This window comes from Planotetraspora mira (assembly GCF_016863275.1).
GTDB classification, from domain to species: Bacteria; Actinomycetota; Actinomycetes; order Streptosporangiales; family Streptosporangiaceae; genus Planotetraspora; species Planotetraspora mira.
On record NZ_BOOO01000041.1, the window covers coordinates 96,826 to 112,065 of the forward strand.

11 protein-coding genes are annotated in these 15,240 nt (G+C 70.0%); 8 read left to right on the forward strand and 3 right to left on the reverse strand.

The genetic code is table 11. From position 1 onward, the window contains the following. Window positions 1-29: 29 nt before the first annotated feature. The 5 genes from Pmi06nite_RS34920 to Pmi06nite_RS34940 all read left to right on the forward strand — a co-directional run bounded on the left by Pmi06nite_RS34920 (window position 30) and on the right by Pmi06nite_RS34940 (window position 7,391). Complete coding sequence (locus tag Pmi06nite_RS34920; RefSeq protein WP_203957466.1) at window positions 30-1,046, forward strand: sirohydrochlorin chelatase; 1,017 nt, start codon at window positions 30-32, stop codon at window positions 1,044-1,046. Window positions 1,047-1,056: 10 nt separating this feature from the next. Next, window positions 1,057-2,142: a nicotinate-nucleotide--dimethylbenzimidazole phosphoribosyltransferase gene (gene cobT, locus Pmi06nite_RS34925; RefSeq protein WP_203957467.1), complete on the forward strand. Its 1,086-nt coding sequence runs from the start codon at window positions 1,057-1,059 to the stop codon at window positions 2,140-2,142. A gap of 125 nt (window positions 2,143-2,267) precedes the next feature. After that, window positions 2,268-3,500 carry a uroporphyrinogen-III C-methyltransferase gene (gene cobA / locus Pmi06nite_RS34930; protein WP_203957468.1) on the forward strand — a complete coding sequence of 411 codons (1,233 nt, stop codon included), beginning with the start codon at window positions 2,268-2,270 and terminating at the stop codon, window positions 3,498-3,500. After that, window positions 3,497-5,722 carry a dynamin family protein gene (locus Pmi06nite_RS34935; RefSeq protein ID WP_239114411.1) on the forward strand — a complete coding sequence of 742 codons (2,226 nt, stop codon included), beginning with the start codon at window positions 3,497-3,499 and terminating at the stop codon, window positions 5,720-5,722. Before cobA ends, Pmi06nite_RS34935 begins: the two co-directional genes overlap by 4 nt. Before the next feature lie 37 nt (window positions 5,723-5,759). Continuing rightward, window positions 5,760-7,391 carry a P-loop NTPase family protein gene (locus tag Pmi06nite_RS34940; RefSeq protein WP_203957469.1) on the forward strand — a complete coding sequence of 544 codons (1,632 nt, stop codon included), beginning with the start codon at window positions 5,760-5,762 and terminating at the stop codon, window positions 7,389-7,391. 389 nt (window positions 7,392-7,780) lie between these two features. On the opposite strand, the gene Pmi06nite_RS34945 is transcribed toward Pmi06nite_RS34940, so the two are convergent. Both Pmi06nite_RS34945 and Pmi06nite_RS34950 read right to left on the reverse strand, forming a co-directional pair. Beyond that, window positions 7,781-8,833, reverse strand: coding sequence for an LCP family protein (locus tag Pmi06nite_RS34945; protein WP_203957470.1), 1,053 nt, complete (start codon window positions 8,831-8,833; stop codon window positions 7,781-7,783). A gap of 1 nt (window position 8,834) precedes the next feature. Beyond that, the gene (locus tag Pmi06nite_RS34950; RefSeq protein ID WP_203957471.1) at window positions 8,835-9,416 is read right to left on the reverse strand and encodes an RNA polymerase sigma factor; all 582 of its coding nucleotides are present in this window, start codon (window positions 9,414-9,416) and stop codon (window positions 8,835-8,837) included. A gap of 201 nt (window positions 9,417-9,617) precedes the next feature. On the opposite strand from Pmi06nite_RS34950, the gene Pmi06nite_RS42790 reads away from it, so the two are divergent. From Pmi06nite_RS42790 to ettA, 3 genes are all read left to right on the forward strand, one after another. Next, a complete protein-coding gene (locus Pmi06nite_RS42790; protein ID WP_203957472.1) occupies window positions 9,618-10,229 on the forward strand; it encodes a single-stranded DNA-binding protein in 612 nt (203 codons plus the stop codon). Window positions 10,230-10,577: 348 nt separating this feature from the next. Next, complete coding sequence (locus tag Pmi06nite_RS34960) at window positions 10,578-11,879, forward strand: GGDEF domain-containing protein (protein WP_203957473.1); 1,302 nt, start codon at window positions 10,578-10,580, stop codon at window positions 11,877-11,879. Between the two features lie 10 nt (window positions 11,880-11,889). Next, complete coding sequence (gene ettA, locus Pmi06nite_RS34965; protein ID WP_203957474.1) at window positions 11,890-13,554, forward strand: energy-dependent translational throttle protein EttA; 1,665 nt, start codon at window positions 11,890-11,892, stop codon at window positions 13,552-13,554. Between the two features lie 130 nt (window positions 13,555-13,684). Here ettA and Pmi06nite_RS34970 read toward each other — a convergent pair whose 3' ends face one another. Further along, on the reverse strand, window positions 13,685-15,238 hold the full coding sequence (locus Pmi06nite_RS34970) for a glycoside hydrolase family 13 protein (RefSeq protein WP_203957475.1): 1,554 nt from the start codon (window positions 15,236-15,238) through the stop codon (window positions 13,685-13,687). Window positions 15,239-15,240 lie beyond the last annotated feature (2 nt).

A 15,240-nucleotide genomic window follows, 5' to 3' on the forward strand; every position in this document is an offset into this window, starting at 1 on the left:
CCGCAGGTCAAGGCATGGGAGATCAGTACATGAAACCGCCGCTGTTGCTCATCGGTCACGGTACCCACGATGAGACCGGCGTGGCCGAGTTCGGCAGATTCGTACACCGTCTCCGCTGCCGCCTCGACGCACTGCCCGCGGAGGTGAGCGGCGGTTTCATCACCAACGCCCGCCCTCCGCTGAGCGAATCCGTCTCCTCTCTCGTGGCACGTGGGCACCACCACGTGATCGCGGTGCCCCTGAGCCTCACCGGCGACCGTCACGCCCTCGGCGACGTCCCCGGCACGATGGCGCTCGAGCAGGAGCGGCACCCGACGCTCGAATACGACCTCGGCCGGCCGCTGGGCGCCGACCCCCGCGTGCTCGACATCCTCGCGGAGAGGCTCGCGGACGCCCGCGCGGAGATGCCCAGGCTGGTGACCGACGAGGTGCCCGAGTTCATCGGCCCGGCGGAGACCGCCGTGGTGCTGGTCGGCCACGGCTCCGCCGATCCCGAGGTGAACGCCGAGGTCCACCGCGTCTCCCGGCTCTTCTGGGAGACGCACGCGCCCGACCTGCTCACGGTCGAGACGGCCTACGTCTCGCACGCCCGTCCCGGGGTCCCCGGTGGTCTGGAGCGCTGCCGCAGGCTCGGCGCCAAGCGGGTGATCGTCCTGCCGTACATCCTGTTCGCCGGGGCGGTGCTGGAGCGCATCTGGGCGCAGGCCCTGGCCTACGGCGCCAACCACGAGGGTCTCGACATCCGCTGCGCCGAGGTCATCGGCGACTGCGAAGGCCTCGCCGACGTCGTGATCGACCGTTACGAGGAGGCCCTGGCCGGCGCGGGTGATTGGCCGGCGTCGCGCCGCTACCATGACATGCTCACGATCGAATCGCCCGCGCGCGCCACGCTCGTCGTGTCCCCCGACGCCGGAGCAGGCGCCGACCGCGAGCCCGGCCTCGAGGCCGAGTTCGACGCGGAGATCGGCGCCGAACTCGAGGCGGAGTTCGACGCGGAGATCGAGCCGGGGCTCGATGCCGGGACGGGGATCCCCAGCGCCGTCTGAAGGAGTGAGCATGACCCTGCTCGACGCGACAGTCGCCGCCATCTGGCCGGTGGACCCGGTCGCGATGGCTGAGGCACGGACTCATCAGGACCGTCTCACGAAGCCGCGGGGCTCCCTCGGCGCCCTCGAGGACGTCGCGGTACGGCTCGCCGGAGTCGCCGCGTCCTGCCCCCCGCCGCTCCCCGCGCCCGCCGCACTGGCGATCTTCGCCGCCGACCACGGTGTCCACGCCCAGGGGGTCAGTCCCTGGCCGCAGGAGGTCACCGCCCAGATGGTGGCCAACTTCGCCGCGGGCGGCGCCGTCGCCAACGCGTTCGCCGCGCAGGTCGGCGCCTCGGTGACGGTGGTCGACGTCGGTGTGGCCGCTGATCTTCCCTCGATGCCCGGAGTGTCGTCCCGCAAGGTCGCGTACGGCACGGCCGACCTGTCCCAGGGCCCCGCGATGACGCGCGAGCAGGCCCTCCAGGCGCTCGCCGCCGGCATCGAGACCGCCGGGGATCTCGTCGCGGCGGGCAACCGCTGCCTGATCACCGGTGACATGGGGATCGCCAACACCACCGCCTCGGCCGCGCTGATCAGCGTGTTCACCGGCCGCGACCCTGCGTCCGCCACGGGACGCGGCACCGGCGTGGACGACGCCATGTACCAGCACAAGATCGATGTGGTCCGCCGTGCGCTCACGGCCAACGGCTACGCGGAGGCGGGAGCCGTACCGCGGGGGCAGGATGCCGTCATCCAGGCGCTCGCGGCCGTCGGCGGCTTCGAGCACGCGGGGATCGCCGGGCTGATCCTCGGCGCGGCGGCGGCCCGGGTGCCCGTCATCCTCGACGGCGTGATCGCGGGAGCGGCCGCCCTCGTCGCGGCGGCGCTCGCCCCCGAGGCGGCGGGCTACTGCGTCGCCGGCCACCGCTCGGCCGAGCCCGGCCACTCGGTGGCGCTCTCCTACCTCGGGCTCCGCCCCCTGGTCGACCTCGAACTCCGTCTCGGGGAGGGCACGGGCGGGCTGCTCGCGCATCCGCTCGTCAGCGCCGCGGTGCGGGTCATGCACGACGTGGCCACGTTCGACTCCGCAGGGGTGGCGGACAAGGAGCGTTGACTCCCGGAATCCACCCATGACCTGACGGACTACCGATAAGTCTCATCCGGTGAGTGCCGTCACAGGTCAACGGGTAGGTTTGCCTCTTAACAGATCACGCTTGACGCATTAGGGAGACTGGGGTCATGGCGCCCTACCTGCTCGGCCTCCGCCTTGACGGGCGGCGGGTACTCGTCGTCGGGGGCGGACACGTCGCCCAGCGACGGGTTCCCACGCTGCTCGACGCCGGAGCGTCGGTCACCCTGGTCTCGCCGAGCGTCACCCCGGCGCTCGACGACCTCATCGCCGACGGCCGGGTGACGTGGGAGCGCCGGCCGTACCAGGTCGGCGATTGCGACGGCGCCTGGCTGGTGCACGCCTGCACCGATCACCGCGAGGTCAACACGGCGATCGCCGCGGAGGCCGACGCCAAGCGCATCTGGTGTGTGCGGGCCGACGACAAGGACGCCTCCGCCGCCTGGACTCCGGCCAGCGGCCGGGTGGACGAGGTGAGCGTCGCCATCACCGCCGGGGGCGACCCCCGCCGTGCCGCGGGGATCCGCGACGCCGTCGTCGGCGCCCTGCGCGACGGCACCGTCGACGCCCGCCGTCACCGCACCAAGCCCGTCGGTGTCGCGCTCGTCGGCGGAGGTCCCGGAGATCCGGGCCTGATCACCGTCAGGGGCCGCCAGTTGCTGGCCCAGGCCGACGTCGTCGTGGCCGACCGCCTCGCGCCGCGGGCCCTGCTCGACGAACTGCCCGCCGACGTCGAGCTCATCGACGCCGCGAAGATCCCTTATGGCCGGGCGCTCGCCCAAGAGAAGATCAATGAGCTGCTCATCGAGCATGCCCGCAAGGGCAAGTTCGTCGTCCGGCTGAAGGGCGGCGACTCCTTCGTCTTCGGCCGCGGCGGCGAGGAGATGATCGCGTGCGCGAAGGCGGGCATCCCCGTGACCGTGGTCCCGGGCATCACGAGCGCCGTCGCCGTTCCCGCGGCCGCAGGCGTCCCCGTCACGCACAGAGGGGTCAGCCAGGAGTTCCACGTGATCTCCGTCCACGTGGCTCCGGACGACCCTCGATCCACCGTCGACTGGCCCGGACTGGCGAGGTCGCAGGGGACTCTGGTGCTGCTGATGGGAGTTGAGCGCATCGGCGAGCTCGCCCGAACGCTGATTCGAGACGGACGTTCGCCGGAAACTCCCGTAATGGTGGTACAGGACGGTACTCTTCCCACCCAGCGAGCTATCACCGCCACGCTCGCGACGGTGGCGGAACGCGTGACCGCGGCGGGGATACGGCCGCCTGCGATCGTGATCGTCGGCGAGGTCGTCAGAGTCGGCCAGGAGATCGAGATGGTGCGAGCGGAGCGGGTCCCGTGAAATCGGCTGCCAAGAACACGCCCGACCCCGAGGCCGTCGAGCAGTCCGGCGAGACCGCGGAGCCGGTCATCGAAGGGCAGCCCGAGAGTCCGGGGGAACAGACCATCACGTTCCGCTCGATCCGTGATGAGGATTCCGGCGGACCCGAGCCGGACGAAGGGCCGGACGATGACGAGCCGGACGCCGGGGGGCCCGGCATCACGGAGTCCGGCGCGGTGGAGTCCGGCATGGTGGAGTCCGGCGCGGTAGAGGACACGGGCGGTTCCTCCGGTGACGAGCAGGACAGCGGTGCGGATTCCGCCGGAAGCGCCGACTCCGCGGACGCGCCTGACGTCTCCTCTGCGGACGCGCCTGACGTCTCCTCCGCGGACGTGCCCGACGTCTCCTCTACGGACGGGCCCGACGCCTCGGGTGAGACCTCCGGGGGGACGGATCCTCCGGGCGAGCCCGCCGACGAGGAGGTCTCCGAGACGCCGTCGGAGGAGCCCGCTGGTGATGGGTCCCCTGAGGGGACCCCGTCCCCGAACGGTGGACCCGTGCGGGAGATCCCGCTGCCCGAGCCGGTGTCGGCGGCGCTGACCGCCGCACTCGCCCAGCTTCGCGTGGCTGTGAAGGGCCTGCACTTCGGCCTCGACGTCCCCGGCTCCGACGAGGCGCGCAAGACCCAGAACGCCGTGCTGGCCCAGATCGACGATTACGTCATCCCGCGTGTCCACATGAGCACGGCCCCCGCACTGATCGTCGTGGCCGGTTCCACCGGAGCGGGCAAGTCCACCCTGGTCAACACGCTGGCCGCGCAGAACGTGACGAAGACGGGTGTGCGGCGCCCGACCACCGGAACCCCCGTGCTCGCCTGCCACCCCGACGACTACGAGTGGTTCGCCAAGGGCGACCTGCTCGGCGGCCTGACCAGGGTCGACAAGCTGAGCGAGGACACGGGACCGGATTCCGTCGTGCTCGTGCCGACCCCCCGGCTGCCGCAGGGCGTGGCGCTGCTCGACACACCGGACATCGACTCCGTCGTCGAGGAGCACCAGGACATCGCCCACCGCATGCTGGACGCGGCCGACCTGTGGGTGTTCGTCACCACCGCCGCCCGCTACGCGGACGCGCCGTCCTGGGGACTCCTGCGTCGCGCGAAGGAACGCGGAGCGCGCCTGGTCATCGTCTTGTCCCGGGTCCCGATGAAGTCCCGCGACGTCATCGTCAAGCACTTCGGCCGCATGCTCGACGAGTACGGCCTGGCCGACGTCGAGCGGTTCGTCATCAACGAGACGGCCGTACGCGAGGGCCGGCTGGCCGATGAGGAGGTCACCGACCTCCGCCTGTGGATGGCGGAGTTGTCGGTCGACGACGAGGGTCGCGCCGAGGCCGTGCAGGCGACGCTGAACGGCGTCTTCGACAGCTTCAGAACCCGCCTGCCCGCCCTGGCCAGGCATCTGGAGACGCAGGTGGCGCTCCGCGCGGACCTGCGCTCCGACGTCGACTCGGCCTACATGGCGGCTCTCGCGGAGATCGACGAGGCGACCAGGAACGGCTCGCTGCTCAGGGGCGAGGTGCTCGCCCGCTGGCAGGACTTCGCAGGCTCCGGCGATCTCATGCGCACCCTCCAGTTGCGGCGCGGCGGAAAGGCCCAGCACAAGGGCCCGGAACGGCTCCGCGCTCTGAAGTCCGCCCTGCGCACCGGCCTCGAGTCGGTGATCACCTCAGCGGTGCAGCGGGCGTCGGAGGAGGTCGTCGTCCGGTGGCGCCAGCGCGCCGGCGCCGGAGACCGGCTCGCCGCGACTCCCGGGCTCGGCCGCCCCTCCGACGAGATCGTGCGGAGGACGGTGCGGACCATCACGGCATGGCAGGACCACGTGACCGAGCTGATCAGGACCGAGGGCGTCACCAAGCGGTCCGTGGCCAGGCTGGTCTCCTTCGACGTCGAGTCCCTGTCCCTGATCTTCACCGTCGGGCTGCTCGGCTACGGCACCACCGACGTCTCGGTGGGCGCCGGCAACAGCGCCCTGCCCCAGCGGCTGCTGCGCGGTCTGCTCGGCGCGGAATCCCTGCGCAGCATCAGCGCCAAGGCCCGCAGCGATCTCCGCGCGCGGATCGGCCTGCTCTTCGACGAGGAGACCCTGCGCTACGTCGACGAGCTCGACAGCGCCGGCATCCCCGACGAGGCCGCCGCCACCCGGCTCTACCAGGCCACGTACAACCTCGAGGTCGCACGATGACTCCGGCGACGTTCCCCGGCACCACGGTGGGAGATCGATGAGCACTGTCAGCACCGCCGAGACGCGGCACGGGCTGGGCACTCGGCTCGCCGCCCTCGCCAGGATCGTCGAGCTCGGCCAGGGCAGGATCGACCCCGCGCTGATCACCGAGGCCGCCCAGCTGCTCCTGCGGGCGGGCGACCGCCTCAAACTCTCCCCTGACCACACCGTGGTGGCCCTCGCCGGAGGGACGGGCAGCGGCAAGTCGTCCCTGTTCAACTCGATCTCCGGGCTGGAGCTGTCACCCATCGGGGTGCGCAGGCCGACCACCGCCCGCACCCACGCCTGCGTGTGGGGCCTGGAGGGCGCGGGGCCTCTGCTCGACTGGCTGCAGATCCAGTGGCGGCACCGGTTCGCCCGGGCGAGCGCGCTCGACAAGGGCGAGAGCCAGCTCCACGGGCTCATCCTGCTCGACCTGCCCGACCACGACTCGATTCGAGCGCTCACCGACCCGGAGGCCAACCGGCTGATCCAGGTGGCCGACCTCGTCGTGTGGGTGCTCGACCCGCAGAAGTATGCCGACGCGTCCGTGCACCGGCGCTACGTGACCGACCTCGCCGGGCACGACGCCGTGACGGTCTTCGTGCTCAACCAGTCCGACCGGTTGAGCCACGAGGAGCAGGCCGAGTGCGTCGCCGACCTCGAGGACCTGCTCAAGCGGGAGGGGGTGACCGACCCCCAGGTCGTCGCCACGTCCGCTCTCACGGGCAAGGGCATCGACGGGCTCAAGGCCGTGCTCGCCAAGTCGGTGTCCACCCGGCGGGCGGCCTACCAGCGACTGGAGGCCGACCTTGACCGGCTCATGGCGCGCCTGGCGAAGAACGTGCCCGACCTGCTGCACGTCGATCCCACGGTGGACGGCGCCCGCAAGGCCGGCCTCACCGACGCCTTGTGCGACGCGGTGGGCGTCTCAGCCCTCGGCGAGGCGATGGAGAACGTCTACGGTGTGCGCTCGGTCGACTGGGTCGGCTGGCCGTACGCGCGGTGGGCCGCGAAGTTCCGGCGTGATCCGCTGAGCAGCCTCCGTCTCGGTGCCGTGAAGGACGACATCCGCAGTCTGGTGGGCAGCGCGGTCAGCGCGCAGCCGGCCGAGGTGGACAACGCCGTCCAGGCCCTCGCCGACGGTCTCACCGCCGGGATGCCGGAGGTCTGGCAGAACGGCGTCCGTCAGGCGGCACGGGGACGGTCGGCGCAGTTGCCCAAGGCGCTGTCCGGCGAGCTGTCCGAGGTCGCGCCGCCGCTCGACCGGGTGCCCGGCTGGTGGTGGCTGTTGAAGATCTGGCAGTACGTGCTGGTCGCGCTCTTCGTGGTGGGGCTGGCCTGGATCGGCTCGATCCTCGCGTACGGCGTGTTCAAGGTCGGCAAGCCCCCCATGAACATTCTCGGCGACGTCGGAGCCCTGCCCTGGGTGGGGCTGATGCTGGTCAGCGTCCTCGGCCTGGGCATCCTGTCGGCCGTGGCGAGCCGGAACTTCGTCATCCTGGGTGCGAGCAACGAGCGTGACCGCCTAGAGCGCGACATGCGCCGCCGGGTGACGACGGTCGCGCAGGAGACGGTGATCCAACCGGTCGAGCGTGAGTTGCAGCGCTACAACGACTACTTCGCCGCGATCACCGAAGCCAAACGCTGACCTTCTTTGCCCGTGATCATGCACAGGTTCGGGAATGTGCCCCCCGACCTGCTCGTCCGTGAGCCGTGATCATGCACAGGTTCGGCGATATGCCCTTCGACCTGCGACACCACCGGGCGTGATCATGCACGGATTCGGAGACGTGGTCGTCGACCTGCGTAAACGCATTTCGTGATCATGCATCAATTCGGGCGATTGCGAGTTGACCTGCGGTGACATCGGTCGTGATCATGCATGAACCCGCTCGATCGCGATGGCGTAAGGCCCGCATCCGCCCCTGTCAGAATGCGGGCCTTCCATCCCGGTGCCCGTCGTACGGCCGGCCCCGTCGTACGGCCGCGTGAGTCAGCCGTACGACGGCGCGAGGCGTAATGGAGCTCCGGACTCGCTCATCGGGCCTTCTTGCCGGCCTTCTTCGGAGGGGTGCCGCCCAGACTGGCGAAGAGCTTGTCGGCGGACGGCTGCTTCATCTCGACCCGGTTGGGATCGGGCGGATAAGGACGCCACGGAACAGTGACGGAGCGGATGTCCCGCGATTCGACCGTCGCCAGGCTGCGGGCGATGTCGAACATCGCCCGCGCGTCGAGCCCGGGGCTGATTTTGATCGCCTTGCTGGATTCGTGCAGCAGGACGGGCAGCCGGATCGGATCAGCCAGCACCGGCCTGACCTTCTTGAACATCGCGATCAGGAACTGCTGCTGCCGTTCGATCCGGCTCAGGTCCGACCCGTCGCCCAGACTGTGGCGGGTTCGCACGTAGGCCAGCGCCTGATCGCCTTGCACGACCTGCTTCCCCGCAGGGAGATCGAGGCCCGCGGCCTTGTCCTTGACGGCCTTTGGCAGCGTGATCTCGACTCCGCCGAGGGCATTCACCATGGTCTTCAACCCGGTGAAATGGACCTCGACCACGTGATCGATCCGCATGCCCGTGATGGACTCGACGGTCTTCGCCGAGCAGGAGGAGCCCCCTTCAGTGAACGCCGAGTTGATGAGGCCCAGGTGGGTCGGAATGGTTTCTCCAAGGGCCTTGCACGGTGGGATCAGAACCATGAGGTCCCGGGGGAGCGAGACGACCGTGGTCTTCTTTCGGTCGGCAGGCAGATGTACGAGCATCATCGTGTCGCTTCGGACGTCACCTGGCGCGCCCCCGCGCCGGTCGACGCCAAGGACCAGCAGGTTGAGCTCCTTGATCGGCCGGGCGGCGTCAGGCTGGTTGACGGCCACCTGCGCGGAACGCGGGTGGAGGATCAGCACCGGCACGACGATGGCGGCGGCCGTGACCACGGCCGCGAGCCCGATCAACACCCAGCCGCGCATGAGGCGGGGGAGACGGCGGTGCGGGCGGGCGCCTTCGAGCAGTCGCTGCCGCTGCCGTACGAGTGACGGAGGGGGCTCGTGCTCCAGGGTGCGCCCGAGGTCGCGGAGCATCGTCAGATCGTCCATGTCAGTTCTCCTCGTGCATCGGGTTGCTGTCACCGAGCACCGCGCGGACCTTGCGCCTGGCCCGGTTGAGCCGGGACCGCACGGTGCCTATCGGCACGCCCAGCGCCTGGGCGACCTCCTCGTACGACAGGTCGCTCCAGGCGACCAGTAACAGGACGTTGCGATCCCTGGCGGGGAGCCCGGCCAGGGCGCGGGCGAGCAGCGGCCGCGCCGCCCGTGCGGTGACCCCGTTGGCCACCCGGTCGTCGTCGCTCTGGGCGACGTCCTCGATCGGGCTGCGCTGCAGGGCCCGGTAGTGCGCGGCCTCCGTACGGCGATGCCGGGAGACGAGGTTCGTGATGATGCCGAACAGCCACGGCCGGGCGTCGGCGTACGACAGGTCATAACCGGACCTGCCGGCGAAGGCCACGAGGAACGTCTCGCCGACGAGGTCCTCGGCGATCTCCGGACCCATGCGCCGGGACACGTAGCGATAGAGCATGCCGGCGTAGCGGTCGAACAGGACCGCGAAGGCCTCTGGCTCGGTCCGCGAGTCGGCTATCAGGTCGGAGTCCCGTGGTACGGCTGTGGTTGGAACAGTCATCGCGGGCACCGTTGCATGAAACGCGGCCTTTCGTGGGTTACGGGGGACACCGATGTCTTGCCACTGCGGCCCGTTCGGGTTCACGCCCGTCCACAGGCCGCCGGCAATCCCCAGAACGCCGTTCGGAAGCCTAGGGCCGGCGGGTGGCGGGCCACTGTGTCATCGGAGTCCGGCGAGTGCCCGGACCCTGGAAGGCGCGTCATGAGCGACATCTACGTCACGCTGAGCGGGAACGTCACCGACGACCCACGGCAGTACCAGTTCAAGGACGGCGCCCGCGTCACCTCGATGCGGATGGCCGTCAACAGGCGGGTCCTCGACCAGCAGACCAACACCTGGCAGACCAGGGACACCACCTATTACACGGTCCGCTGCTATCGGGGCCTGGCCGACAACGTCCATCAGTCCGTCGCCAAGGGCCAGCCCGTCGTCGTGTACGGCAGGCTGCGGATCAAGCAGTTCGAGCGCGACGGGGAACACCGGTTTTGGGCCGAGATCGAGGCCGTCTCCGTCGGTCACGACCTGAAGTGGGGCATCGCCACGTTCGAGAAGCCGGCCCGCACCTATTCCGGTGTCGTCGCCGGCGACGATCGGCAGGGCATGGAGGACGCCACCAGGGAATGGGAGCTCGCCACGCCCGCGGCGTCGAGAGGGCACCTGCAGGAGGGGCTGAGGGCCCTGGAGGGTGGAGGGGCGGGAGGGGAGGCGGACAGCGCTGAGCGCCCTGAGATCGGCGAGGTCGCGGAGAACCATGAGCAGGAGGGGGACGACGGGGCCGCTGATTCCTGGCTCACGGGCACTCGGGCGGCGTAGCAGCGCGTCAGTCGACAGTGTGGAGGGGCATCGGCCGTGCGCGGCCGGTGCCCGCTATGGGGGAGTTCCCGGGGATCGGCCGATGGCGACTTCCGCGTCGCTGCAAGAGCACCAACTCAGGTCCAGGTCACACCCCGCACCATGGCTGCTCCTTTCCCAACAGCCCGCTCCGAATGGAGCGGATTTCCACCGGATAGGTCTCCGGCCAAATCGCCGCAGACCAACCCTTAGGCCATCAGATGCAGATAGCCACCGTGCCAAGGTAGCGGTTCCCGTCGCGCGCCGCACACTCCGCAACTATTGTGTTACACATCGTGAGACGCCGTTTTGGTTGCGTTGGGGGGCGGGATGACGGGGCCCAGTCATACCTCGGCCAAGCCGCGAGAAGCGATCCTCTCGCGAGGCCGGTGGCCCCTGCTCGCCCTGCCACGCCCACTCAAGACCTATCTGTGCGGGATCATCGCCCTCGACCTGGTCGCCATCTGTGTCATCGCGCTCCGGACCGATCTGCGCGGCCATGATCTCCTCACGTTCGCGGCGCTGACGTTCTGCGGCGTCGTCTGCATCGAGGCGACACGGCGGCTGGGCATGCCCGCCGGAGTCTCCCGGGACCTGTTGTCGGCCTGGTGGCTTCCCGCGGCACTCCTGCTGCCCCCGCTCTACGCCCTGCTCGCCCCGATTCCCCTGCAGTTCCTGCTCCAGGCCCGGGTGCGGGCGACGGTTCTGTACAGGCGGGTGTTCAGTGCGGCGGCGATCGGCCTCGCGGCCTGCGCGGCGTCCGCGGCCTTCCACGGATGGATCGGTGATCCGGCCCTGCTGAGCGGCGGCGGTGCCGGGCCCATCGCGGTCGCCATCGCCTGCGCGGTCCTGTTCACCATCCTCAACACGGCGCTGATCGCCGTCGCCGCGCACACCGCCGATCCGAAGAGCCGCTGGAGCGCGGTCCTGTGGGACCGAGAGCGGCTCCTGCTCGACGCGGTGGAGCTGTGCCTCGGGGTGCTGGTCGCCGTGGTCTGCGGGCTCAATCTGGGGCTGTTGCTCCTCGTGCTCCCGCCGGTCGTGCTCCTGCAGCGCAGCCTGCTGCACGCCCAGCTCCAGGCGGCCGCCCGCACCGACCCGAAGACCGGGCTGCTCAACGCGGCGGCCTGGCAGCTCGAGGCGGACACGGAGATCGTCCGGGCCCAGCGGACCGGCGAGACGCTCGCCCTGATCATCGTCGACATCGACCACTTCAAGCGGGTGAACGACACTCACGGGCATCTGGTCGGCGACCAGGTGCTGATCGAGGTCGCCGCCACCCTGCGGAGCCAGCTGCGTGAGTACGACGTGGTGGGCCGGTTCGGCGGGGAGGAGTTCGTGGTCCTGCTCCCGCGCGCCGACCTCACCGAGGCCCGCAGGATCGCCGAACGCCTCCGCACCCGGGTGGGCCGGATGGCCGTGGCCGCCGACCATGTGATGGTGTCGGTCACCGTCTCGGCCGGCGTCGCCATCATGAACACGCACGGCGAGGACCTGATCGAGCTGCTCGCGGCCGCCGACCTGGCTCTCTACCGGGCCAAGGCGCTGGGCCGGGACCGGATCTGCCTTCCGGCGACCCCGATTCCCCCGCGCCAACGTGGAGCGGACGGCACCACCGGCGCGATCCCCTAGTCTTAGGGGCATGCCGGAGTACATCTACACGTTGCAGCGCGTGCGCAAGGCGCACGGCGACAAGGTGGTCCTTGACGACGTCACGCTGTCGTTCCTGCCGGGAGCCAAGATCGGTGTTCTGGGCCCGAACGGCACGGGCAAGTCCACGCTCCTGAAGATGATGGCGGGCCTGGAGCAGCCGTCCAACGGCGATGCCCGGCTGATGCCCGGTTTCACGGTGGGCATGTTGCAGCAGGAGCCGCCGCTCAACGAGGCGAAGACCGTCCTGGGCAACGTCGAGGAAGGCGTCGCCGAGACGAAGGCGATGCTCGACAGGTTCAACGAGATCGCCGAGCAGATGGCCACCGACTACAGCGACGAGCTCCTCGACGAGATGGGCAAGCTGCAGGACGCGCTGGACCACCGGAACGCGTGGGATCTGGAAAGCCAGCTCGAGCAGGCGATGGACGCCCTGCGCTGCCCGCCGCCGGACGCCGACGTCACCCAGCTCTCCGGTGGCGAGCGCCGCCGGGTCGCCCTGTGCAAGTTACTGCTCGAGCAGCCCGACCTGCTGCTGCTCGACGAGCCCACCAACCATCTCGACGCCGAGAGCGTCCAGTGGCTCGAGCAGCACCTGGAGAAGTATCCCGGGACCGTCCTGGCCGTCACCCACGACCGCTACTTCCTGGACAACGTCGCGAACTGGATCCTCGAGCTCGACCGCGGCCGGTGCTTCCCCTACGAGGGCAACTACTCCACCTACCTCGAGGCCAAGGCCGCCCGTCTGAGGATCGAGGGCCAAAAGGACGCCAAGCGCAAGAAGCGCCTGGAGGAGGAGTTGGAGTGGGTCCGCTCCAACGCCCGGGCCCGCCAGACCAAGAGCCGCGCCCGTCTCCAGCGCTATGAGGAGATGGCGGCCGAGGCCGACAAGTACCGCAAGCTCGACTTCGAAGAGATCCAGATCCCGCCGGGCCCGCGTCTGGGCACGACCGTCATCCGGGCCGAGAAGCTCACCAAGGGCTTCGACGACCGGCTGCTCATGGACGGGCTCTCCTTCGACCTGCCCCGCAACGGCATCGTGGGTGTGATCGGACCGAACGGCGTCGGCAAGACCACGCTGTTCCGCATGATCATGGGTGCGGAGACGCCGGACGCCGGAGGGATCACGGTGGGTGAGACCGTGAAGATCTCCTATGCCGACCAGAGCCGCGAGGGCATGGACGCGAAGAAGAACGTCTGGGAGGTCGTCTCCGACGGGCTCGACCACATCAAGGTCGGCAACGTGGAGATGCCGTCGCGGGCGTACGTCGCCGCGTTCGGCTTCAAGGGTCCCGACCAGCAGAAGCCCTCGGGCGTCCTGTCCGGCGGCGAGCGCAACCGTCTCAGCCTCGCGCTGACCCTCAAGCAGGGCGGTAACGTCCTGCTGCTCGACGAGCCGACCAACGACCTCGACACCGAGACGCTCTCCAGCCTGGAGAACGCGCTGCTCGAGTTCCCGGGCTGCGCGGTGATCACTTCGCACGACCGGTGGTTCCTCGACCGCATCGCCACCCACATCCTGGCGTGGGAAGAGGGCTCGAACTGGTTCTGGTTCGAGGGCAACTTCGCCGACTACGAGAAGAACAAGATCGAGCGACTGGGCGCCGACGCCGCGCGTCCGCACCGGGTGACCTACCGCAAGCTGACCCGCGACTAGGGCAGCGAGCCACCCGCGGATGAACCCGTGGGTCCACGGCCGGGACGTCCATCGTCCCGGCCGTGACCATTACCGGTCGTCGACCGTCAGCGGCGGTCCTGGGGCGGCACCGCTCGTCGACCGTCAGCGGTCATTCCGCGGTGAGGAGCCAGGCCGCCGTGTCCGGCGGGAGGTCCTGCCCGTCGACGAGGCCACTGGAGATCAGGACCTGTTCGTGCGGCGGGAGCCGCACGGGATCGGTCCCGCAGTTGATCGCACAGATGAGCGGGCCGCGAGAGAAGAACAGGGCGTCGCCCGGCGCTTCCAGCCAGGCCATCGCATCCGGCAGGGTCTCCCGGAGGCTACGGCGGGCGGCCAGGGCCCTCCGGTAGAACGCCAGCGTCGAGGACGGGTCGGCGGCCTGCCGTTCGGCGGTGAGCCCGGCCCACTCCACCGGTTGGGGGAGCCAGGACCCTCCGGTCCCGAATCCGTACGGCGGGGCCGTACCGGACCACGGAATCGGGACGCGGCAGCCGTCCCGGCCGAGAACCTCGCCTTTGGAGCGGAAGAAGATGGGGTCCTGGCGGGCCTCCGGGGGAAGGTTCTTCACCTCGGGTAAGCCCAATTCCTCCCCCTGGTAGAGATATGCCGACCCGGGGAGGGCGAGCATCGCCAGCAGGGCGGCGTGACCGCGGGCGAGGCCGACGGACGGGTCGGGCGCGCCCTCGCCGTACCGAGTGGTGTGCCGGACGACGTCGTGGTTGGACAACACCCAGGTGGGCGCGGGAACGGCGCGCAGGGTCTCGTCGATGACCTTGCGGAACGCCGTCGCCGACCACGGCGCCTCGAGCCAGGCGAAGTTGAAGCTCTGATGAAGCTCGTCCGGCCGCACGTAGAGGGCGAGGTCCTCGGCCGAGTCGGTCCAGACCTCGCCGACGGCCGCCCGCACGCCGGGATAGGAGTCGAGCACCCGCCGCCAGTCGCGGTAGATGTCGTGGACCTCCGGCCGGCTCCAGGTCGGGGACTTCGCGCCGAATCCGGGGTCGGTGTCGGGCAGGCCGGGGGCTTTGATGAGGCCCATCGCCACGTCGATCCGGAATCCGTCGATCCCGCGATCCAGCCAGAAGCGCAGGATGTCGAGGAACTCCTGGCGGACCTCGGGATTGCGCCAGTTGAAGTCGGGCTGCTCCGGTGCGAACAGGTGGAGATACCACTGCCCGTCGGCCACCTGTGTCCAGGCGGGCCCGCCGAACACCGAGACCCAGTTGTTGGGCTCCTGGCGGGCACCGTCGCCGGTCGAGGGTGTCACGTCGCGGAACATGTAGCGGTCGCGCTCCTCGGAGCCACTGGGAGCCGCCAGGGCCTTCTGGAACCACGGATGCGCGGAGGAACTGTGGTTGGGGACGATGTCCACCATCAACCGCAGGCCGTGGGCGTGGGCGTCCGCCACGAGGGCGTCGAAGTCGGCGAGCGACCCGAAGAGCGGGTCCACGTCGCGGTAGTCGGCGACGTCGTAGCCGCCGTCGGCCATGGGGGAGGGGTAGAAGGGCGTCAGCCAGATCGCGTCGACACCCAGGGCCGCCAGGTACGGCAGGCGGCTCCGGATTCCGGCCAGATCACCCACGCCGTCACCGGAGGCATCGGCGAAACTGCGGACATAGATCTCGTAGACGACGGCGTCGCGCCACCAGGGGGAGTCTTCCATGG

Excerpts from the sequence above, each read along its gene's own strand:
- Pmi06nite_RS34920 (WP_203957466.1), top strand. The coding sequence starts at position 30 with ATGAAACCGCCGCTGTTGCTCATCGGTCACGGTACCCACGATGAGACC.
- cobT (WP_203957467.1), top strand. The coding sequence starts at position 1,057 with ATGACCCTGCTCGACGCGACAGTCGCCGCCATCTGGCCGGTGGACCCG.
- cobA (WP_203957468.1), top strand. The coding sequence starts at position 2,268 with ATGGCGCCCTACCTGCTCGGCCTCCGCCTTGACGGGCGGCGGGTACTC.
- Pmi06nite_RS34940 (WP_203957469.1), top strand. The coding sequence starts at position 5,760 with ATGAGCACTGTCAGCACCGCCGAGACGCGGCACGGGCTGGGCACTCGG.
- Pmi06nite_RS34945 (WP_203957470.1), bottom strand. The coding sequence starts at position 8,833 with ATGGACGATCTGACGATGCTCCGCGACCTCGGGCGCACCCTGGAGCAC.
- Pmi06nite_RS34950 (WP_203957471.1), bottom strand. The coding sequence starts at position 9,416 with ATGACTGTTCCAACCACAGCCGTACCACGGGACTCCGACCTGATAGCC.
- Pmi06nite_RS42790 (WP_203957472.1), top strand. The coding sequence starts at position 9,618 with ATGAGCGACATCTACGTCACGCTGAGCGGGAACGTCACCGACGACCCA.
- Pmi06nite_RS34960 (WP_203957473.1), top strand. The coding sequence starts at position 10,578 with ATGACGGGGCCCAGTCATACCTCGGCCAAGCCGCGAGAAGCGATCCTC.
- ettA (WP_203957474.1), top strand. The coding sequence starts at position 11,890 with ATGCCGGAGTACATCTACACGTTGCAGCGCGTGCGCAAGGCGCACGGC.
- Pmi06nite_RS34970 (WP_203957475.1), bottom strand. The coding sequence starts at position 15,238 with ATGGAAGACTCCCCCTGGTGGCGCGACGCCGTCGTCTACGAGATCTAT.